Annotated in this window: 21 protein-coding genes; 13 read left to right on the top strand and 8 right to left on the bottom strand. The window is 72.8% G+C overall.

Annotated elements, in window-relative coordinates:
• Positions 1 to 65: 65 nt before the first annotated feature.
• Entirely contained in the window at positions 66 to 1,130 is a 1,065-nt protein-coding gene (locus BSB02_RS21560; RefSeq protein WP_084961111.1) for a glucose 1-dehydrogenase, read from the top strand.
• 12 nt (positions 1,131 to 1,142) lie between these two features.
• On the opposite strand, the gene BSB02_RS21555 is transcribed toward BSB02_RS21560, so the two are convergent.
• The gene (locus BSB02_RS21555; RefSeq protein WP_084961109.1) at positions 1,143 to 1,922 is read right to left on the bottom strand and encodes a SigB/SigF/SigG family RNA polymerase sigma factor; all 780 of its coding nucleotides are present in this window, start codon (positions 1,920 to 1,922) and stop codon (positions 1,143 to 1,145) included.
• Between the two features lie 231 nt (positions 1,923 to 2,153).
• Positions 2,154 to 3,464, bottom strand: coding sequence for an ROK family protein (locus BSB02_RS21550; RefSeq protein ID WP_084961107.1), 1,311 nt, complete (start codon positions 3,462 to 3,464; stop codon positions 2,154 to 2,156).
• A gap of 145 nt (positions 3,465 to 3,609) precedes the next feature.
• On the opposite strand from BSB02_RS21550, the gene BSB02_RS21545 reads away from it, so the two are divergent.
• Genes BSB02_RS21545 through BSB02_RS21530 form a run of 4 tightly spaced genes read left to right on the top strand, consistent with a single transcriptional unit; the run spans position 3,610 to position 8,120 of the window.
• Positions 3,610 to 4,929: an ABC transporter substrate-binding protein gene (locus tag BSB02_RS21545; protein WP_084961105.1), complete on the top strand. Its 1,320-nt coding sequence runs from the start codon at positions 3,610 to 3,612 to the stop codon at positions 4,927 to 4,929.
• Positions 4,930 to 4,940: 11 nt separating this feature from the next.
• Positions 4,941 to 5,924, top strand: a complete 984-nt coding sequence (locus BSB02_RS21540) for a carbohydrate ABC transporter permease (RefSeq protein ID WP_084961103.1) — start codon at positions 4,941 to 4,943, stop codon at positions 5,922 to 5,924.
• Entirely contained in the window at positions 5,917 to 6,759 is an 843-nt protein-coding gene (locus BSB02_RS21535) for a carbohydrate ABC transporter permease (protein WP_084961101.1), read from the top strand. The genes BSB02_RS21540 and BSB02_RS21535 overlap by 8 nt, the downstream gene beginning before the upstream one ends.
• 11 nt (positions 6,760 to 6,770) lie before the next feature.
• Positions 6,771 to 8,120, top strand: coding sequence for a GH1 family beta-glucosidase (locus tag BSB02_RS21530; RefSeq protein WP_084961099.1), 1,350 nt, complete (start codon positions 6,771 to 6,773; stop codon positions 8,118 to 8,120).
• A 51-nt stretch (positions 8,121 to 8,171) separates the two neighbouring features.
• Here BSB02_RS21530 and BSB02_RS21525 read toward each other — a convergent pair whose 3' ends face one another.
• A complete protein-coding gene (locus tag BSB02_RS21525; protein ID WP_240506561.1) occupies positions 8,172 to 8,864 on the bottom strand; it encodes a DUF998 domain-containing protein in 693 nt (230 codons plus the stop codon).
• A 128-nt stretch (positions 8,865 to 8,992) separates the two neighbouring features.
• On the opposite strand from BSB02_RS21525, the gene BSB02_RS21520 reads away from it, so the two are divergent.
• Both BSB02_RS21520 and BSB02_RS21515 read left to right on the top strand, forming a co-directional pair.
• Positions 8,993 to 9,313, top strand: a complete 321-nt coding sequence (locus BSB02_RS21520; protein ID WP_084961095.1) for a YciI family protein — start codon at positions 8,993 to 8,995, stop codon at positions 9,311 to 9,313.
• 48 nt (positions 9,314 to 9,361) lie between these two features.
• On the top strand, positions 9,362 to 11,320 hold the full coding sequence (locus BSB02_RS21515) for a sigma-70 family RNA polymerase sigma factor (RefSeq protein ID WP_240506560.1): 1,959 nt from the start codon (positions 9,362 to 9,364) through the stop codon (positions 11,318 to 11,320).
• On the opposite strand, the gene BSB02_RS21510 is transcribed toward BSB02_RS21515, so the two are convergent.
• The 4 genes from BSB02_RS21510 to BSB02_RS21495 form a co-directional block, all read right to left on the bottom strand.
• Positions 11,304 to 11,813: a GNAT family N-acetyltransferase gene (locus tag BSB02_RS21510; protein WP_084961091.1), complete on the bottom strand. Its 510-nt coding sequence runs from the start codon at positions 11,811 to 11,813 to the stop codon at positions 11,304 to 11,306. The genes BSB02_RS21515 and BSB02_RS21510 overlap by 17 nt on opposite strands.
• 7 nt (positions 11,814 to 11,820) lie before the next feature.
• Positions 11,821 to 12,207 (bottom strand): VOC family protein, encoded by a 387-nt coding sequence (locus BSB02_RS21505; protein WP_084961089.1) that lies wholly within the window; start codon positions 12,205 to 12,207, stop codon positions 11,821 to 11,823.
• 21 nt (positions 12,208 to 12,228) lie between these two features.
• Positions 12,229 to 12,573: a hypothetical protein gene (locus BSB02_RS21500; protein ID WP_143590966.1), complete on the bottom strand. Its 345-nt coding sequence runs from the start codon at positions 12,571 to 12,573 to the stop codon at positions 12,229 to 12,231.
• 86 nt (positions 12,574 to 12,659) lie between these two features.
• Positions 12,660 to 13,373, bottom strand: coding sequence for a TetR/AcrR family transcriptional regulator (locus tag BSB02_RS21495; protein WP_084961085.1), 714 nt, complete (start codon positions 13,371 to 13,373; stop codon positions 12,660 to 12,662).
• Between the two features lie 96 nt (positions 13,374 to 13,469).
• Between BSB02_RS21495 and BSB02_RS21490 the strand changes: the two genes are divergently transcribed.
• Together BSB02_RS21490 and BSB02_RS21485 are read left to right on the top strand one after the other, a co-directional pair.
• Entirely contained in the window at positions 13,470 to 14,480 is a 1,011-nt protein-coding gene (locus tag BSB02_RS21490) for an alcohol dehydrogenase catalytic domain-containing protein (RefSeq protein WP_084961084.1), read from the top strand.
• Between the two features lie 65 nt (positions 14,481 to 14,545).
• Positions 14,546 to 15,973, top strand: coding sequence for an RtcB family protein (locus tag BSB02_RS21485; RefSeq protein ID WP_276206340.1), 1,428 nt, complete (start codon positions 14,546 to 14,548; stop codon positions 15,971 to 15,973).
• Positions 15,974 to 16,003: 30 nt separating this feature from the next.
• On the opposite strand, the gene BSB02_RS21480 is transcribed toward BSB02_RS21485, so the two are convergent.
• Complete coding sequence (locus BSB02_RS21480) at positions 16,004 to 16,429, bottom strand: archease (protein ID WP_206184806.1); 426 nt, start codon at positions 16,427 to 16,429, stop codon at positions 16,004 to 16,006.
• A gap of 114 nt (positions 16,430 to 16,543) precedes the next feature.
• Between BSB02_RS21480 and BSB02_RS21475 the strand changes: the two genes are divergently transcribed.
• The 4 genes from BSB02_RS21475 to BSB02_RS21460 all read left to right on the top strand — a co-directional run bounded on the left by BSB02_RS21475 (position 16,544) and on the right by BSB02_RS21460 (position 19,355).
• Entirely contained in the window at positions 16,544 to 16,909 is a 366-nt protein-coding gene (locus BSB02_RS21475) for a VOC family protein (RefSeq protein ID WP_084961080.1), read from the top strand.
• A complete protein-coding gene (locus BSB02_RS21470) occupies positions 16,906 to 17,205 on the top strand; it encodes a DUF1905 domain-containing protein (RefSeq protein ID WP_084961078.1) in 300 nt (99 codons plus the stop codon). Before BSB02_RS21475 ends, BSB02_RS21470 begins: the two co-directional genes overlap by 4 nt.
• 102 nt (positions 17,206 to 17,307) lie before the next feature.
• Entirely contained in the window at positions 17,308 to 18,171 is an 864-nt protein-coding gene (locus BSB02_RS21465; protein WP_084961076.1) for a sulfotransferase family protein, read from the top strand.
• Positions 18,168 to 19,355: a glycosyltransferase gene (locus BSB02_RS21460; RefSeq protein WP_084961074.1), complete on the top strand. Its 1,188-nt coding sequence runs from the start codon at positions 18,168 to 18,170 to the stop codon at positions 19,353 to 19,355. Before BSB02_RS21465 ends, BSB02_RS21460 begins: the two co-directional genes overlap by 4 nt.
• The last annotated feature ends 51 nt before the right edge of the window (positions 19,356 to 19,406 follow it).

Here is a 19,406-nt window from a genome sequence, read left to right as displayed (position 1 = left end):
GCCTCCGCCCTCCGACGGTAGGTGCCTGGGCAGGGGACTGTTACCAGGACCGAGAGGATGCGGGCATGCGCGCGCTGGTGGTGGAACCCGGGCGCCCAGGGGCGTTGCGGGTCGACGACGTTCCCGAACCCGTCCCGCGGCCCGGCGAGCTCCTCGCCGAGGGGCTCGCGATCGGCGTGTGCGGCACCGACCGGGAGATCGCCGAGGGCCTGTACGGCTGGGCGCCGCCAGGACGGGACCGGCTGGTCCTCGGGCACGAGTCGCTGGGCCGGGTACGGCAGGCGCCCGCCGGCACCGGCTTCTCGCCGGGAGACCTGGTGGTCGGCGTGGTGCGGCGGCCGGATCCGGTGCCGTGCGGGGCGTGCGCGCACGGGGAGTTCGACATGTGCCGCAACGGCCGCTACACCGAGCGCGGCATCAAGCAGCTCGACGGCTACGGCAGCCGGTTGTGGAGCGTGGAGGCCGGCTACGCCGTGAAGCTGGACGGCAGGCTGGAGCGGGTCGGCATGCTCATGGAGCCGACGACGGTGGTGGCCAAGGCCTGGGAGCAGGTGGAGCGGATCGGCCGGCGGTCCTGGTTCGAGCCGCGCCGGGTCCTGGTGACCGGGGCCGGTCCCATCGGCCTGCTGGCCGCGCTGCTCGGCGTGCAGCGCGGGCTGGAGGTGCACGTCCTGGACCGGGTGACCGACGGGCCCAAGCCGCGGCTGGTCCGCGAGCTGGACGCCGCCTACCACAGCGGCCCGGTGGCCGAGACCGCCTCCCGCCTCGACCCGGACGTGGTGATCGAGGCCACCGGCGTCGGCGGCGTCGTCTTCGACGCGATGGCCGCCACCGCCTCCTACGGCATCGTCTGCCTGACGGGGGTGTCGTCGGCCGGGCGGAAGCTGGAGATCGACCCCGGGGCGCTCAACCGGGCGCTGGTCCTGGAGAACGACGTGGTGGTGGGGTCGGTCAACGCCAACCTGCGCCACTACCGGCAGGCGGCGGACGCCCTGGCGAAGGCTCCGCCGGACTGGCTGGAGGGGCTGATCACCCGCCGGGTGCCGCTGGAGCGCTTCGCCGAGGCGTTCACCGCCCGGCCAGACGACGTCAAGGTGGTCCTCACCCTCGGGGACCTCGGGGAGGGGTGAGGCGCCCGCCGGTTACGCGGCCACCAGCAGCTGGTCGCGCAGCTGGTCGAGCACCTTGCGGAGGATCCGGGAGACGTGCATCTGCGAGATGCCGAACTCCTCGGCGATCTCCGCCTGCGTGCGGTTGCCGTAGAACCGCATCAGCAGGATGTTCCGCTCCCGCTCGGGCAGGGCGTCGATGAGCGGCTTGACGGCCTCCTTGTCGACGAGGGAGGCCAGCGAGTCGTCCTCCTCGGGGATCAGCTCGCCCAGCGCCGCGCCCTCGGCGTCGTCGGCGCCCACCGGGGCGTCGAGCGACAGGGTGCTGTAGGCGGCCGAGGCGTCGAGCGCCAGCAGCACGTCCTCCTCGGTGATGTTCATCCGCTGGGCCAGCTCGGCCACGGTGGGCGACCGGCCGAGCTCCTGGGACAGGTCGGTCACCAGGCGGTTCAGCTCGGAGCGGCGCTCCTGGTAGACGCGCGGCACCCGGATGGCCCAGGTGCGGTCGCGGAAGTGGCGCTTGATCTCGCCGCTGACGGTGACGGCGGCATAGCCCCTGAAGGCGTGGCCGAGGCTGGGGTCGAAGCCGTTGACGGCCTTCATGAGGCCGACGTAGGCGGCCTGGAGGATGTCCTCGTACGGCTCGCCGCGGTACCGGTAGCGGCGGGCGATCTCCACGACGAGGGGCCGGTGCATGTCCACCAGCCGCTCGCACAGTCGTTCACGCACGTGCTGAGGAATGTCCGGGCGGGCCATCTCCTCGAGGATGGCCTCGGCGGTCATGTCGTTGAGGTCGAGTTCGTGGACGGTCACTGCTGCCCCTGATATTCGGAAGCAGGCGGCCCCGTCAGGGAACAAACCCATGCAGGGGCACGCCTCGCCGGTTCGGCGGTCAAGCCCTCTGCTGGACTCTGCGGGGGAGTATCCCCGCTGTTTCGCCGTTCAATCCTCCGAAAGATTTTCGGGGCGTCTTCCCAGGTGGCGGCTAGAGTGCGACCTCGAAGGGGCCGGCCATCCCCCGCACCCGCCCTATGCCGGTGATCGTCAGGACGTGCGAATCCCCAGCGCGGCCCGCCAGCCGGCCTGCTCGGCGACGAGCTCGGCGGCCAGTTCCGCCTCGCCCGCCGGGTCCTGCCTGCGCCCGCCGCGGGCGAAGAAGTCGGCGAGGGGGAGCGTCGCCGCGCCAACCGTGACGGCGTCGGGGCCCAGCCGTCCCGGCTCGATCGTGACCCGCTCGGCGGGGTAGCGCAGCGAGTAGGCGCTCGCGTGGCGGCGTACCGACTCCAGGATGTGCGGCGCGAGCTGCAGGCCGGCCCAGCCGCCCAGCAGGATGCGCTCGGGGTTGTAGAGGTTGATCAGCGTGGCCAGCCCGGCCCCCAGGTACTCGGCCGTCTCCTCCAGCACGGTGGCGGCCACCGGGTCGGGCGCGTCCCCCGTCGCGCGGGCGATCAGCGTGGCGAGGGCGATTTCCTCGTCGACCTCGGGGTCCAGCCGCGCGCCGGCCTCGCGCCAGCGCTCGATCATCGCCTCGGCCCCGGCGTAGGCCTCCAGGCATCCGGTGGAGCCGCAGCGGCAGCGGCGGCCGCGGACGTGGACGGTGCTGTGCCCCCACTCCGAGGCGCTGCTGCGCGTGCCCTCCAGGATCGCGCCGCCGGTGACGATGCAGGCGCCGATGCCGGAGCCGAACAGCACGATGACGGCGTCGCTCGCGCCGCGCCCGCCGCCGAACCACAGCTCGGCCCTGCCCAGGGTCTTGGCGCCGTTCTCGATGTGCAGGCGGGCGCCGGGCGGCAGGGCGACCGCCTCGCGCAGCAGGGCCTCCAAGGGGACAGCCTCCCAGCCGATGGTCTGCCCGTGCACCACCGCGCCGCCGGGAGCGCGCTCCACGATGCCCGGCACGCCCACCCCGACCCCGAGGAGCCGCTCGGCCGGCACACCCGCGCCGTCGATCACCTCGGCCACGCCGTCGGCGATGTGCCTGACGATCGACTCCACGTCGTAGTGGCCGTGCTCCAAGGGGTGCTCGCTGCGCGCCAGCTCCGCCAGGCCCATGTCGAACAGCTCCACGCGCACGCGGGTCTCGCCCACGTCCACGCCCACGAGGTAGGCGCAGGAGGGGGAGACGCGCAGCAGGTTGCGGGGCCGGCCGCCGGCGGAGTCGACCGTGCCGGCCTCCTCCACCAGGCCCTCCTCCAGCAGCTCGGCCACGATCGTGCTGATCGAGCCGGAGCTCAGCCCGGTCGCCGCGCCCAGCGCCTGGCGGCTGGTGGGGCCGTCGAGATACAACCGTTGCAAAACCGCGCTGCGGCTGTTTTTGCGCAGGTCGCGGACGGTCTGTCGGTTCGGTGTGGGCATGGGGGTCCTTTCCTAGGAGCAACCTACCGCGCGACGGCTCCTTGACGCCTACTTATCTCAGGTATTAACTCAAGCTCTAAATTAAGCCATGAAGTTACGGCATGGCTTCCCAACCATCGGACTCCCGGAAAGGGACGACTCCGTCATGCGCACACTCCGAGCCGCAGCAGCCATCGCCACCCTCACCGCGCTCGCCACCACCGCGATCGGCTGCGGCGGCGGCACCCCCACAGGCGCAGGCGCGAACGGCGACGCCGCCCCCAAGACGCTCACCTACTGGGCGTCGAACCAGGGCCCCAGCATCGAGGCCGACAAGGAGATCCTCACGCCGGAGCTGAAGAAGTTCGAGCAGCAGACCGGGATCAAGGTGGAGCTGGAGGTCGTGCCCTGGTCCGACCTGCTCAACCGCATCCTGGCCGCCACCACCTCCGGGCAGGGCCCGGACGTGCTGAACATCGGCAACACCTGGTCGGCCTCACTCCAGGCCACGGGCGCCCTGCTGCCTTGGGACGAGAAGGCCTTCGCCCAGATCGGCGGCAAGGACCGCTTCGTGGACTCCGCGCTGGCCTCCGCCGGCGCGCCCGGCAAGGACCCCGCCGCCGTGCCGCTGTACTCCATGGCGTACGCGCTCTACTACAACAAGAAGGCCTACCGCGAGGCGGGCGTCGACAAGCCGCCGGCCACCTGGGACGAGCTCGTCGAGGTCGGCAAGAAGCTGACCAGGGACGGCAAGTGGGCGCTGGGCGTGGAGGGGTCGAACCTGTCCAACAACATCCACCAGGTCTTCGTGCTGGCCAAGCAGCACGGCGCCGACTTCTTCGACGCCTCCGGCAACCCGGCCTTCACCTCCGACGGGGCCGTCGCGGCGGTCAAGCAGTACGTCGACTTCATGGCCCAGGACAAGATCGTCGCCCCCGGCAACGCCGAGTACGCGCAGAACCAGTCGCTGCAGGACTTCGCCAAGGGCAAGACCGCCATGGTGCTGTGGCAGACGGCCGCGGCGACGTTCAAGGCGCACGGCATGAGCCCCGACGACTGGGGCGTCGCCCCCGTCCCCGTCCAGTCCGGCATGCCGGGGCAGGGCCGGCAGGTCAACTCCATGGTCGCCGGCATCAACATGGCGATCTTCAAGAACACCGACAACCTCGACGGCGCGCTGAAGTTCGTCAAGTTCATGACCGGCGACGAGGAGCAGAAGATCCTCAACCAGACCTACGGCTCCATCCCGCCGGTCAAGACCGCCCAGCAGGACCCGGCCTTCAACACGCCCGACCTCACCGTGCTGCGCGACACGCTCGCCACCAGCGCGGCCCCGCTGCCGCAGGTCCCGGCCGAGTCGCAGTTCGAGACCGCGGTGGGCACCGCCGTCAAGGAGCTGTTCGCCGACGCCGCGGCCGGCCGGCCCATCACCGCCGAGCTGGTCAAAGAGCGGCTGACCAAGGCCCAGCAGCAGATGCCCCAGTGAGCCGGCCCGCGATGACGCTCCTCACCGAGGCCACGCCGGGCCGCCGTGCCACGCGGCCCGGCGGGCGCTCCCTCCCGCCGCGCGGGCGGCTGGGCCGGGCGGCCCTGCCGTACCTGCTGCTGCTCCCCGCCGTGCTGCTCGAACTCCTCGTCCACCTGGTGCCCATGGTCATGGGCATCCTGATGAGCTTCAAGGAGCTGACCCAGTTCTACATCCGGGACTGGGCCTCGGCGCCGTGGACCGGCCTGGACAACTACCGCCTCGCCGTCGACTTCAACGCCCCGGTGGGCCGGGACCTGCTCCACTCCTTCTGGGTCACCTGCGTCTTCAGCGTGCTGGCCGTGGGGCTGTGCTGGCTCATCGGCGTGACCGCTGCGATCTTCATGCAGGAGGGCTTCCGCGGCAGGGGGCTGCTGCGGGCGCTGTTCCTGACGCCCTACGCGCTGCCGGTCTACGCCGCGGTCATCACCTGGGCGTTCATGTTCCAGCGGGACAACGGCCTGGTGAACCACGTGCTGCACGACCAGCTCGGGTTGACCGCCGAGCGGCCCTTCTGGCTGCTGGGCGGCAACAGCTTCGCCGCCCTCGTGATCGTGGCCGTCTGGAAGACCTGGCCGTTCGCGTTCCTCGTCGTCATGGCCGCCCTGCAGAACATCCCCAGGGAGCTGTACGAGGCCGCGGCGATCGACGGGGCGGGGGTGTGGCAGCAGATCCGCAAGATCACCATGCCGTCGCTGCGCCCGATCAACCAGGTGCTCGTCCTGGTCCTGTTCCTGTGGACGTTCAACGACTTCAACAACCCGTACGTGCTGTTCGGCAAGTCCGCCCCCGAGGCGGCCGACCTGATCTCCATCCACATCTACCAGTCCTCGTTCGTCACCTGGAACTTCGGCGCCGGCTCGGCCATGTCGGTCCTGCTGCTGGCCTTCCTGCTGCTGGTGACGACGGTGTACCTGCTGGTCACCTCGCGCGGGAGGAGGGCCGCCCGTGCCTAGCATCCCGGCCTGGTTCCGCTGGGCCAGGCGCGTGTTCCTGACCCTGCTGGCCGGCTTCGTGCTGCTGCCGCTGTACGTGATGGCCAGCAGCTCGCTCAAGCCGCTGCAGGACGTCGCCGGGCAGTTCCGGTGGCTGCCCAGCGGGCTGACGATCCGCCCCTACATTGACATCTGGGACACCGTGCCGCTGGCCCGGTACTTCGTGAACTCGCTGATCGTGGCCGGCGCGGCGACCGTCTGCTCGGTCACCGTCGCGGTGTTCGCCGCCTACGCGGTCAGCCGATACCGCTTCCGCGGCCGGCGGATCTTCACGGTCACCGTGCTGTCGACCCAGATGTTCCCCGGCATCCTGTTCCTGCTGCCGCTGTTCCTCATCTACGTCAACATCGGCAACCTGACGGGCATCGCGCTGTACGGCTCCCGCGGCGGCCTCATCCTCACCTACCTGACCTTCTCCCTGCCGTTCTCCATCTGGATGCTCATCGGGTACTTCGAGTCGATCCCGCGCGCGCTGGACGAGGCGGCGGCCGTCGACGGGTGCGGGCCGATCGGCACGCTGGCCCGCATCGTCGTCCCGGCCGCCGTCCCCGGCATCGTCGCCGTCGCCGTCTACGCCTTCATGACCGCCTGGGGCGAGGTGCTCTTCGCGTCCATCATGACCAACGACGTCACCCGGACCCTGTCGGTCGGCCTGCAGGGCTACGCCACGCAGAACGACGTCTACTGGAACCAGGTCATGGCCGCCTCGCTCGTCGTCAGCGTGCCGATCGTCGCCGGATTCCTCCTCCTGCAGCGCTACCTGATCGCCGGCCTCACCGCCGGAGCCGTCAAATAGAAGGGACTTCCGTGTCGCACTCCATCGACCTCGCCGCCCTGCCCGCGGACTTCGTCTGGGGCGTGGCGACCTCGGCCTACCAGATCGAGGGCGCCGTGGCGGAAGGCGGTCGCGCCCCTTCGATCTGGGACACCTTCTGCCGCGTCCCCGGCAAGATCGACAACGGTGACACCGGCGACGTGGCCTGCGACCACTACCACCGCTGGCCCGAGGACGTCGCCCTGATGAAGGAGCTGGGCGTCACCTCCTACCGGTTCTCGGTCGCCTGGCCACGGGTGGTCCCCGACGGGCGCGGCCCGGTCAACCGCGAGGGCCTGGACTTCTACTCCCGCCTCGTCGACGCCCTGCTGGAGGCCGGCATCGCGCCCAACCTCACCCTCTACCACTGGGACCTGCCCCAGGCGCTGCAGGACCGCGGCGGCTGGCCGGCCAGGGAGACCGCCGAGCGCTTCGCCGACTACGCCGCGGTCGTCGCGGGCGCGCTCGGCGACCGCGTCGGCCGGTGGGTGACGATCAACGAGCCGCTGTGCTGCGCCTGGATCGGCCACCTGGAGGGCAGGATGGCCCCCGGCCTGACCGACATCGGCGCCGCCGTCCGCGCCTCCTACCACCTGCTGCTGGGACACGGCCTGGCCGTCCAGGCCGTGCGGGCCGCCGCCCCGGACGCCGAGATCGGCATCGTCAACAACCTCTCCCCGGTCGAGCCCGCCTCCGGCTCCCTGGCCGATGTGGCGGCCGCCCGCCGCATGGACGGCCACACCAACCGCTGGTGGCTCGACCCCGTCCACGGCCGCGGCTTCCCCGAGGACATGCGGGAGGTCTACGGCGTGGACCTGCCCGAGCGGCCGGGCGACCTGGACGTCATCGCCCAGCCGCTGGACTGGCTCGGGCTGAACTACTACTTCCCCGCCGTGGTCGCCGACGACCCCGAGGGCCCGCACCCCTTCGCCCGCCAGATCCGCCGCCCGGGCGTGCCGCGCACCGCCATGGACTGGGAGGTCGACGCCGACGGGCTGGAGACGCTGCTCGTCAGGCTGACCAAGGAGTACGGCGCGGCCAAGATCTACGTGACCGAGAACGGCTCGGCCTACCAGGACACGGTCGCCCCCGACGGGAGCGTCGACGACCCCGAGCGCGTCACCTACCTCACCCACCACCTGGCCGCCTGCGCCCGGGCGGTGCGCCGGGGCGCCCCGGTGGCCGGCTACTACGCCTGGTCGCTGCTGGACAACTTCGAGTGGTCCTACGGCTACGACAAGCGCTTCGGCCTCGTCCACGTCGACTACGCGACCCAGCGCCGCACCGTCAAGACCAGCGGCCTGCGGTACGCGGCCGTCATCCGGGAGCACCGCGGCGCGTGACGAGGCCCTCGGGGAGGGTCCCCGAGGGCCTGCCGGCTGGGTGACCGGCCGTCACCGGTTGCGCCGGTACCGGGCCGCGACCCAGGAGACGAAGCCCATGGCGGCGACGGCCCCGGCGGCGAGGGTGAGGGAGCCGCCCTTGCCGCCGGTCATGGCCCAGCCGTCCCCGAGCAGGAGCGCGGTGCCGGCGAGGCGGGCGGCGACGGCGGCGCGGCGGTCGGCGGCGCGGCCGAAATGGCGGCCCAGCACGAAGCAGGCGGCGATCAGCGTGGCGAAGGTCAGGGTGCCGGCGGCCATGTGGGCGTAGCCGTGCCAGCTGATGGCCTGCGGCATGCCGGCCGGGGTGCCGGCGGGGAACCCGTCGGCGGGGTCCATGACGAACGCGCCGGCGGCGACCATGCCGATCCCGGCCAGGCGCACCAGCCGGGGCGTCCACGTGCCGCCGGGCGTGCCGCGCAGGGCCCGGCGCAGGCCGGCGGCTCCGGCGATCATGAGCAGGCCGCCGACGACGAAGTTGGCGATCTGCAGCCAGCCCAGGTCGCCGTTGGCCAGGGCGCTGAGCGGGTGCCGGGTCAGGTCGAAGCCGTCGCGGGCGGCGGCCTGGGCGAGGGAGACCGCGCTCCACAGCGGCGCCGAGACGGCGCCGCAGGCGAGCAGGGCGCGGGTCGCCGGGCCGGTGGCGGTGCGGGTGGCGGCGGTGCGGGTGGCGGCGATGGCGGTCATGTCGATGATCCCTGTCCTCATGCGATGGGTCCGTGTGCTTGGGTTTCGCTCACACGTCGAGCGGGCGATGTGACAGGGAACGCGCCCACGTTCCCTGTCACATGCGCTCATCCGACGGGTAGGCACACGACGACGACAAGGAGCGGCAGATGCGGTACCTGATGATGGCCAAGGGCGGCGACCAGCCCGACGAGAGGCTCTACGCCGAGATGGCCAGGTTCATCGAGGAGACGACGGCGGCGGGCATCCTGCTGGCCACCGGCGGCCTGGAGCCGCGCGCCACGCACGTGGTCTCCGCCGGAGACGAGATCACGGTGACCGACGGGCCCTTCACCGAGGCCAAGGAGGCCGTGGCCGGGTTCGCGCTGGTCGAGGTCCGTTCCAAGGAGGAGGCGATCGAGCTGGCCCGCCGCTTCCGCCGGATCGTCGGCGACGGCGAGAGCATCATCCAGCGGGTGTTCGAGCCCTGACCGGCCGGTTGCGGGCCGTCCGCCGTGGGTGCTGAGATCGGGGGTGTGGTGGACGTCCACCGCACCCTCGATGCGGTCTGGAAGCTGGAGTCGGCGAAGATCGTCGCCGCGCTCACGCGAATGGTGCACGACGTCGGCCTCGCCGAGGAGCTGGCCCAGGAAGCGCTCGTGTCGGCCCTGGAGCAGTGGACCGAGTCGGGCGTCCCCGGCAATCCCGCCGCCTGGCTCACGGCCGTCGCCAAGCGCCGCGCCGTCGACCACATCCGGCGCTCCCGGCTGCGGGACCGCACTCACGAGCACCTCGCCCGCGAGCTGGACCGGCCACCCGGCGACGAGCGAGACGAGCAGGACGAGCAGGGCGACATCCTGCGGCTGATGTTCCTGGCCTGCCATCCGATCCTGGAGCCCCCGGCGCGGGTGGCGCTCACGCTCAAGCTGCTCGGCGGGCTCACCAACGCCGAGATCGCCCGCGCCTTCCTGGTCGCCGAGCCGGTCGTCGCCCGGCGCATCGCCGACGCCAAACGCGTCCTGGCCGACCGGCGGGTGCCCTTCGCCCTGCCCGAGCCCGCCGAGCTGGCCGGGCGCCTGTCCTCGGTCCTCGAGGTCATCTACCTGATCTTCAACGAGGGCTACTCCGCGACGGCCGGGGACGACCTGCTCCGGCCGGGACTGTGCCTGGAGGCGCTGCGGCTGGGCCGGATGCTGGCCGAGCTGGCGCCCCGGGAGGCCGAGGTGCACGGCCTGGTCGCGCTGATGGAGATCCAGGCCTCGCGTACGGCGGCGCGGACCGGGCCCTCGGGCGAGCCCGTCCAGCTGCACGAGCAGAATCGCGGGCGCTGGGACCGGCTGCTCATCCGCCGCGGCTTCACCTCGATGCTGCGCGCCAGGGAAGCCGGCGGCACGCCGGGCCCCTACCTCCTCCAGGCGGCCATCGCGGTGTGCCACGCGCAGGCGCGCACCGCCGAGGAGACCGACTGGAAGCAGATCGCGACGCTGTACGAGGCGCTCGCCCGGCTGCTGCCGACGCCGGTCGTCCAGCTGAACCGCGCCGTGGCGCTGGGAATGGCGTACGGCCCGCGGGCCGGGCTGGAGCTGGCGGACTCCCTCGCCGCCGATCCGGCGTTGCGTGACTACCACCTGCTGCCCAGCGTGCGCGGCGACCTGCTGCTGCGGCTGGGGCGGCGGCGGGAGGCGCGGCTGGAGTTCGAGCGGGCGGCGTCGCTGACGAGGAACGCCGCCGAGCGGGCGTTCCTGCGGCGCCGCGCGGGCGAGATCGCCGACGGCCCGGCCGGCGGCGCCACGCTCGGGGAGGCGGTGCGCGGCTTCCTGGGCCGCGACGACCTGGACCCGCAGACGATCCGCTCCTACGGCCAGACCTTGCGCCGCCTGTGCCGGGGACTGGGCGAGGAACTGCCGCTGGGGGAGGTGACCGCCGAGCGGGTGAGCCGGGTGTTCGCGGCGGCCTGGGGGACGGCGGCGGCCAGGACGTGGAACCGGCACCGCTCCGCCGTACGGTCCTTCGGCGCCTGGGCCGGGCTCGGCGACCTGGCGGCGGGCCTGGAGCGGCGCGCCGCGGCCCGCACCGAGGCGGTGGCCGTCAGCCCCGGCCTGCTCGACGCCCTGTCCGGGGTGTCCCCGCGGGAGCGGGTCATGTGGCGGCTCCTGCACGACTCGGCCGCGCCCGTGACGGCCGTGCTGGCGCTGAACGTCGAGGACCTGGACCTGGAGCGCCGCCAGGCGCGGGTGGGGAAGGTCCGGGTGCGCTGGAGCGCGGAGACGGGAAGGCTGCTCGCCGCGCTGGTGGCCGGACGCCGCCGCGGCCCGCTGTTCCTGTCCGACCGGCGGCCCGCGCCCGCCCGCCGTACGGCGCAGGCGGACCTGTGCGCGGAGACCGGCCGCCGGCGCCTGTCCTACGAGCGTGCCGAATACCTCTTCAAGCAGGCCACCAAGCCGCTGGACCCCGCGGGCCGCGGCTACACCCTGCGGCAGCTCAGGCCTCGCCCTTGAGCAGCAGCCCCATGTAGTACTCGCCGACGCGCACCCCGGCCACGTCCAGGGCGTCGCGCCGCAGCCCCTCGACCTGGAAGCCGCAGCCCAGGTAGAGGTTGAGGGCGCGGCGGTTGTGCTCCATCACGGTGAGCTCCAGCCGGGCCAGTCCCCGCGCCCTCGCCTCCTCGACGGCCGCCTGGAGCAGGGCCCGGCCCAGGCCGCGCCCCGCGTGCTCGGCGCTGACCCCCATGACGACGTAGCCGGTCCGCCGGGCGCGGGCGTAGGGGAGCGCCGACACCTCGACGTAGCCCGCGGCGGACGTGCCGGCCATCGCGACGACCACGTAGGACGAGGTGTCGGCCAGGCGGGCGGCCAGGGGCCCGGGATCGTCGTCGCGCTCTCCCGGCTCCAGGAGCATGAACTCGGTCTGCCTGTCCAGCCTGTGCTGCAGCTCCAGGAGCGCGGCGGCGTCGCCGGGCGCGGCCAGGCGGACCACGATGTCGTCACCCACCGGGCCGTCACTCGCCGCCGGAGCCGTACGGGCGGGTGATGATCTCCAGGTTGTGGCCGTTGGGGTCGGACCAGTACAGGCCGCGGCCGCCGTCGTTGGTGTTGATCTGCCCGGGCTGCCGGTGGAAGGGGTCGGCCCAGTACGTCAGGCCGCGCTCCTTGATGCGGCCCCAGATCTGGTCGAACTCCTCCTCGGTGACCAGGAAGGCGTAGTGCTGGGGATGGACGGCGCCGCCGGCCTGGACGACGTCGAGGGAGACGCCGTTGGACAGCTCGACGACGCGGAACGGCCCGAAGGTCCCGGCGGGCGGCAGGCCGAGGATGTCGGTGAGGAAGCGGGCGGTCTCCTCGCGGTCGCGCGCCTCCACGATGGTGTGGTTGAGCTGGACGGGCACGGTGGTTCTCCTTCCTTGGGGTCAGTGGCCGGGCGGGGCGGCGATGTGGGCGGTGCTGAGGCCGCTCAGTCCCTTCAGGATCGACCTCGCGAACGGCAGGAAGCCCTCGGGCCCGGTCGCGCTGTCCTTCATGTGCACGGTCGTGGCGTCGCTCGACTCGAAGACCACCCTGACGATCTCCAGCCGGGTCGCCAGGTCGAGACCCGCGCCCATGACGACGTGGTCCACCGGGCCCGCGGCGAAGGCCCGCCGTACCTCCTCCACGCCGGTCGCGCTCAGCACCCGCACGCCGGGCAGGTCCAGCCGCCGTTGAGCGTCCTCCACCACGACCGCCTTCCGCCCGACCAGCAGCACGGCCTTTGTCATACGGCCAGCGTAGGCTCCGGTGCCCGGATCGGGCGCGTCCGCTCGTCATCCGGGTGAACCCATCACGGATGCTGCGTCGCCGGCGGTCACGCGGAGGACGCGGCGAGACGGTCGAGCCATTCGTCGAGCAGCGTGCGTTCGGCGGCGGTGAGCGGGATGCCGGCCGACGAGGCGGTGAGCGTGGCGCGCAGGGCCGTGGCCTGGGCGGCCAGCGGGGTGTCCCCGCGCGCCGCGGCTTCGTCAGGGGTGGTCACGGCGGCGATGAGCGCGTCGCGGGTGCGGGCGGACAGGTCGTCGGGCGCATGGCGGTCCTCGGCGATCAGCGTGAGGACCACGCCGACGGCCGCGGAGTGGATCATGCGGGCCGCGGTCTCGGGCGCCACGGCGAGCCGCCCGGCCCTCGCGACGTCGTTGAGCATGCCGAGCAGGATCTCCTGGCCCTCCGCGGCGGCCGTGGGCGGCTTGCCGGGCTGGGCCGAGCCGTACATGACCACGTAGAAGGCCGGATGGCGCAGGCCGAACTCGACGTGCAGGTCCCAGCCGTCGCGCAGCCGCTGGACGGGGTCGTCGGCCGGGGGCATCGCCCGCTTCTCGGCGAGGTAGCGCTCGAAGCCGTAGGCGGCCACCGCGTCGAGCAGCCCCCGCTTGTCGCCGAAGTGGTGGTAGAGCGTGGGCGCGCCGACCCCGGCGGCCTGGCAGACCGCCCTGGTGGAGACCGGTTCGCCGCCGGACTGGGCGAGCAGCTCCGCAGCGGCGTGCAGGATCCGCTCCCGCGTGTCGCGATCCTTGGCGGCTGTCATCACCCTCCCACTATAGAACAACGATCTACTGACTAGAGGTTAGCGTTATTACATGATCTCGTATATCGTCGATACATGACGAAGGGAGAACCTCTCATGCGCGCAGCAGTCCTGCATGCCCCCAACACCCCGCTGGCCGTCGAAGAGCGGCCGGTCCCCGAGCCCGGTCCGGGCGAGCTGCTCATCAGGGTGGTGGCCTGTGGAATGTGCTTCTCGGAGGTCAACCACCTGCGAGGCCACTATCCGTTCGGCGCCTTCCCGGTCGTCCCGGGCCACGAGGTCAGCGGCGTCGTGGAGGCGCTGGGCCCGGGCGTGGACTTCCCGGCGGCCGGCACCCGTGTCGGCGTGCCGTTCCTGTACGACTCCTGCGGCCACTGCGACCACTGCGTGCGCGGCGACCAGATCCTCTGCCCGGACAAGCGGGCCACCGGGGTCGGCGTCGACGGCGGCTACGCGAACTACATGATCGCGAAGGCCGGCTACGCCACCCCGATCCCCGAGAGCCTGGATCCCGTCGCCGCCGCGCCGCTGATGTGCGCCGGCATCACCGGCTTCAACGGCCTGCGGCACGCGGGCGTACGGCCCGGCTCGAAGGTGGCGGTGCTGGGCACCGGCGGGGTGGGCACGATGACCGCCCGCTTCGCCGTGGCCATGGGCGCCCGCGTCGCGGTGGTCTCCCGCAACGGCCGCGGCGCCGACCACGCCAAGGCGCTGGGCGCGGAGCTGTTCGTGGCCACCGGCGAGCAGGACCCGGCCGCCGCGCTGCGCGGCTGGGACGGCGGCGCGGACGTCGTCGTCAACACCGCTCCCAGCACCGCGGCCGCCGAGGCCGCGATGGGCGGCATCGCCCCCGACGGCACGCTGCTCATGCTCGGCTTCGATCCGAGCCCGCTGCGCGTCTCGCCCATGCACTTGGTCGTCAACCGGGCGCGCGTCATGGGGATGCCGTCCGGCTCGCCGCACGACCTGCGCGACACGCTGGCCTTCGCCGCCGCGCACGGCATCCTGCCGGAGGTCGAGCCGGTCTCCCTCGACGAGGCGCCGGCCGTCCTCGCCGCCATGGCCGACGGCACCGCGCCGGGCGGACGGCACGTCATCACCCCATGACCCCTCGAAACCCCTCGGCCGGCCGGCGCAGGCGTGACGCGCGGCGGGCGGGGTAGGGCGGGGGCGTGAAGCCCGGGCGGGTCGTGGAACTGGTGGAGGAGACGCCCTACCGGTGGCGGATCGAGCCACACGGGGCGATGCGCGTGCCCGGGGTGGTGTTCGCGACCAGGGCGTTGCTGCCGGACCCCGCAGAGGACCAGGCGCTCGCCCAGGTGGCCGCGGTGGCCACGCTGCCGGGCGTCGTAGAGGCCGCCTACGCCATGCCGGACATGCACTGGGGCTACGGGTTCCCCATCGGCGGGGTGGCGGCCACGGACGTCGAGGCGGGAGGCGTGGTCTCGCCGGGCGGGGTGGGGTTCGACATCTCCTGCGGGGTCCGCCTCCTGCTGGCCGGCCTGCACGCCGACGAGCTGCGGCCCCGCCTGCCCGCGCTGATGGACGCCCTCGACGCCGCCGTCCCGCGCGGCATGGGGCACGGCGCCGTGTGGCGGCTGCGCCGTCCCCGCGAGCTGGAGGAGATCCTGGCGGGCGGGGCCCGGTACGCCGTCGAGCGCGGCCACGGCACCCCGGCCGACCTGGAGCGCTGCGAGGACCGCGGGGCGGTCGCCGACGCCGACCCCGCCGCGGTGGGGCAGCGGGCCCGCGAGCGGGGCCTGGACCAGGTCGGCAGCCTCGGCTCCGGCAACCACTTCCTGGAGGTCGAGGCGGTCTGCGAGGTCTACGACGAGCGGATCGCCCAGGCGTACGGGCTGTGGCGGGGGCGGGTGTGCGTGATGATCCACACCGGCTCGCGCGGGCTGGGCCACCAGATCTGCACCGACTTCGTGCGGAGGATGGAAGCCGCCATGCCCCGCTACGGGATCAGCGTCCCCGACCGGCAGCTGGCCTGCGCGCCGGTCGACTCCCCCGAGGGACGGGCCTACCTGGGCGCGATGGCGGCGGCGGCCAACTACGGCCGGGCCAACCGGCAGCTGCTCGGCCAGGCCGCCAGGCGCGCCTTCGAGCGGGCCACCGGCCACGGCGACCTCACCCTGCTGTATGACGTGTCGCACAACCTCGCCAAGCTGGAGACGCATCGCGGCCGCCGCCTGTGCGTGCACCGCAAGGGCGCCACGCTGGCGCTGCCTCCCGGCCACGAGGACCTGCCCGCCGACCTGCGCCCGGTGGGCCAGCCCGTGCTCGTGCCCGGCTCGATGGGCACCGGTTCGTACGTGCTGGCCGGGGTGCGGGACGCTCCGGCGTTCGCCTCGGCGTGCCACGGCGCGGGACGCCGGCTGAGCCGCCACCGGGCGCTCAAGACCACCACGGCCGCCAAGCTGCGGGCCGAGCTGGAGGCCGCGGGGATCGCCGTGCGCGGGGCGTCCGCCCGCGGGCTGACCGAGGAGACGCCCCAGGCGTACAAGGACGTGGACGCGGTGGTCGAGGCGTGCGAGCGGGCGGGCCTGGCCCGCCGGGTGGCCAAGCTCGTCCCCGTGGGAGTCGTCAAGGGCTAGAAGTGGGCACAGGCGGGGAACGGTCGAAGGCTAGACGTCCACGACCACGTGCGCCCGCCACACCCCGGCCTCCCTGCCGAACCGCAGCCCGTGGACGGCCACCGCCTTGGGCATCGCGCCCACCTGGTCCACCATCTCGGCGGGGACCGTGGCCAGCCGTACCTCCACCTGGCCCATGCTCGCGCCGGTCCGCTCGTCGACCGACACGTCCACCGCCACCCTGCCGTACACCTCGACCTGGTAGATCACCTCATCCAGCACCCGGAACAGCAGGTCCTCGTCCCCGTCGGGGAGCAGGGAGATCATGACGCTGTCGTCCGGCACCGCGTCGCCGACGTCGGCGAAGCTCTCCACCAGCCCTCGCACCGCCTCGGCCAGGCACTCCTCCCGGGTGTCCGCCCACGCCTCCACCGCGATGTCGGCCGTGTGCGGCACCGCGCGATGACCCCTGCTCACCACACCAGGCTAGTGGCGGGACGCCCACGGTCCAGGGATGCCGCCACGGCGATGAGTTTCGCCGCGCCCGCCGGTCTGTCTCCGTGACGAAGCCCCACCACCAGGGAGACCACCATGATCACCGGCATCCACACCGTCGGCGTCCCAGTCGGAGACCAGGACCGGGCGCTGGAGTTCTACGTCGGCACGCTCGGCCTGGACAAGCGGCTCGACGCCCCGGTCCCGCAGCTGGGCGGGCGGTGGATCGAGGTCGCGCCGCGCGGGGCGGCCACCACCGTCGCCCTCCTGCCCGGAGGGGAGCCGGGCGTCGAGACCGGCATCCGCCTCACCGTGGACGACGCCGCCAAGGCCCACGCCGAGCTGCGCGCCAAGGGGGTGGACGTGGGCGAGCTGCTGCTGTGGGAGGGCGTCCCGCCGATGTTCGCCCTGCGCGACCCCGACGGCAACGGCTTGGAGATCGTCGAGGGAGGGGCGCGATGACCGCCAAGACGACCGCCAAGCAGTACGCCCTGGACAAGGAGTTCACGGCGATCCTCCAGAAGAGCTCCGGCAAGGGCGGATGGACCTACGTGGTGATGCCCGGCTCGGCCGAGTACTTCGGCACGCGCGGCCTGGTCAAGGTGCGGGGCAGCATCGACGGCCACCCGTTCGAGAGCTCGTTCATGGCGCTGGGCGACGGCACGCACAAGCTGCCGGTCAGGGCCGGCGTGCGCAGGGCGATCGGCAAGGAGGCCGGCGACAGCGTCACGGTGCGCCTGGCCGAGCGCGTCGGCTGAACCGCCGGGCGGGTAAGGCCCGTGTCATCCGCGGGCCATTCCTCCTTTGCCAGGTAGCCGTTCCCAGGTAACTACCAGGAACAGTAGGTAGCCTGCGTCGGCATGACGTGGCAGCGCACACTCAACAAAGCGCTCGTCAGGTACACCGGCTACCAACTCAAGCGGTCGGAGAAGACCGGCAAGCCGGTGAAGCCGCCCGAGTCCGCGGCCAAGGAGCTGGTCAGGCCCCCGGCCGACCCGCGGACCGACAGGCTGCTGGTCGAGCCGATCTTCATCATGTGCCCGGTGCGCTCCGGCTCCACGCTGCTCCGGGCGGTCCTGAACGCCCACTCCGAGCTGCACGCCCCCCACGAGCTGCACGTGCGGCGGCTGACGGTCGGGTTCGGCACCTCGCTGGCCGAGAAGGCGATGGCCGAGCTGGGCCACAACCAGGCCGACCTGGAGCACCTGCTGTGGGACCGGGTGCTCCACCGCGAGCTGGTGCGCAGCGGCAAGCGCTACATCGTGGACAAGACGCCGTCCAACGCCTTCGCCTACGAGCGGATCGCGACCTGCTGGCCGGACGCCCGGTACATCTTCCTGCTGCGCCACCCCGCCTCGATCGCCGAGTCGTGGTACGAGGCCGGCCAGGACAAGCGCACCCGGGACGAGGCCGTCGCCGACGCCCTGCGGTACATGAAGGCCGTGCACCGGGCGCGCAAGGCGCTCACCGGGCTGACCGTCCGCTACGAGGACCTCACCGCCGACCCCGAGGCCCAGACACGCGCCATCTGCGAGTTCCTGAAGGTGGACTGGGAGCCGGGGATGCTGCGGTACGGCAAGCCGGACGTGGTGCGCAAGGGGCTCGGCGACTGGAAGGACAAGATCGTCTCGGGCACCGTCCAGCCCGGCCGCGACGTGCCGCCGCCCGAGCAGATCCCCGAGGCGCTGCGGCCGATGTGCAAGGCCTGGGGCTACCTGCCATGAAGATCCGCTACGTGCTCCTGCACGCGTACGGCATGGGCGGCACCATCCGCACGGTGCTGAACCAGGCCGCCGCGATGGCCGAGCGGGGACACGACGTCGAGGTGGTCAGCGTGGTGCGCCGCCGCGACGAGCCGCACTTCGCCATCGACCCGCGCGTGACGGTCTCGACGCTGGTCGACCAGCGCGAGGGCGTCACGCGGGACTCCGTGGCGCGCAAGGTCTGGCGGCGGGTGCGCGGCAAGGTCGTGCCCGTCGGCGAGTACGCCGCCGAGTACTTCACCGAGCGGGTCGAGAAGGCGGTCATGGACTACGTGGCGGACCTGGAGGACGGCGTCCTGGTGACCACGCGCCCCGCCCTGAACCTGATCGCCGCCCGCCGCGGCTCCAGGCGCGTGGTGCGCCTCGCGCAGGAGCACATGAACCTGGAGGCCTACCGCGAACCGGTCCGCCAGGAGATCGTCCGCCACTACGGCAAGCTCGACGCCGTCACCGTGCTGACGAGGACCAGCCAGGAGGAGTACCGCCGCGCCCTGCCAGGCCTGCCCGTCATGCTGATCCCCAACGCGGTGCAGGGCGGCGGGGCCATGCTGTCCACCCAGGAGCACCCGGTCGTGGTCGCCGCCGGGCGGCTGGTCTCCCAGAAGGGCTTCGACCTGCTCATCCCCGCCTTCGGCCAGGTGGTGCGCCGCCACCCCGACTGGCGGCTGCGCATCTTCGGCACCGGCCCGCGCGGGGACCGGCTCCAGGCGCTCATCGACGAGCTGGGCCTGGGTGAGCACGTGCGGCTCATGGGACGCACCGCCGCGATGGACCGCGAGCTGGCCAGGGCCTCGGTCTTCGTGCTCAGCTCGCGCTTCGAGGGCCTGCCGATGGTCATGATCGAGGCGATGTCCCACGCGCTGCCGGTCGTCGCCTTCGACTGCCCGACCGGGCCGGCGGACGTGCTCACCGACGGCGAGGACGGCGTCCTGGTGCCGCCCCAGGACGTCGACGCCCTCGCCGCCGCGCTCGACCGGCTCCTCGCCGACCGCGACCTGCGGGTGCGGATGGGCGCCGCCGCCGCGGTCACCGCCCGCGCCTACTCGCCCGAGGTCGTCATGCCGATGTGGGAGGAGCTGTTCGAGCGGCTGTTGGAGGGGCGGGCGTCCCGGGGTAGCGTCTCCCTGAGCCTGAACGATTCCTGATCGCGCGGCCCCTGAGAGATCCCTGATCTTCCGCCGCACGGCGCGCACGCC

It is taken from the genome of Thermoactinospora rubra, from assembly GCF_002093975.1.
In the GTDB taxonomy this organism is placed as follows: domain Bacteria; phylum Actinomycetota; class Actinomycetes; order Streptosporangiales; family Streptosporangiaceae; genus Nonomuraea; species Nonomuraea rubra_A.
The sequence above is the reverse complement of the archived record's forward strand: the minus strand, read 5'-3'. Positions and strand labels throughout refer to the sequence as shown.

Coding starts and splice junctions, on each gene's coding strand:
- BSB02_RS21560 (WP_084961111.1), top strand. CDS start 66: ATGCGCGCGCTGGTGGTGGAACCCGGGCGCCCAGGGGCGTTGCGGGTC.
- BSB02_RS21475 (WP_084961080.1), top strand. CDS start 16,544: ATGATCACCGGCATCCACACCGTCGGCGTCCCAGTCGGAGACCAGGAC.
- BSB02_RS21465 (WP_084961076.1), top strand. CDS start 17,308: ATGACGTGGCAGCGCACACTCAACAAAGCGCTCGTCAGGTACACCGGC.
- BSB02_RS21540 (WP_084961103.1), top strand. CDS start 4,941: ATGACGCTCCTCACCGAGGCCACGCCGGGCCGCCGTGCCACGCGGCCC.
- BSB02_RS21495 (WP_084961085.1), bottom strand. CDS start 13,373: ATGACAGCCGCCAAGGATCGCGACACGCGGGAGCGGATCCTGCACGCC.
- BSB02_RS21500 (WP_143590966.1), bottom strand. CDS start 12,573: ATGACAAAGGCCGTGCTGCTGGTCGGGCGGAAGGCGGTCGTGGTGGAG.
- BSB02_RS21525 (WP_240506561.1), bottom strand. CDS start 8,864: ATGAGGACAGGGATCATCGACATGACCGCCATCGCCGCCACCCGCACC.
- BSB02_RS21550 (WP_084961107.1), bottom strand. CDS start 3,464: ATGCCCACACCGAACCGACAGACCGTCCGCGACCTGCGCAAAAACAGC.
- BSB02_RS21545 (WP_084961105.1), top strand. CDS start 3,610: ATGCGCACACTCCGAGCCGCAGCAGCCATCGCCACCCTCACCGCGCTC.
- BSB02_RS21520 (WP_084961095.1), top strand. CDS start 8,993: ATGCGGTACCTGATGATGGCCAAGGGCGGCGACCAGCCCGACGAGAGG.
- BSB02_RS21490 (WP_084961084.1), top strand. CDS start 13,470: ATGCGCGCAGCAGTCCTGCATGCCCCCAACACCCCGCTGGCCGTCGAA.
- BSB02_RS21470 (WP_084961078.1), top strand. CDS start 16,906: ATGACCGCCAAGACGACCGCCAAGCAGTACGCCCTGGACAAGGAGTTC.
- BSB02_RS21460 (WP_084961074.1), top strand. CDS start 18,168: ATGAAGATCCGCTACGTGCTCCTGCACGCGTACGGCATGGGCGGCACC.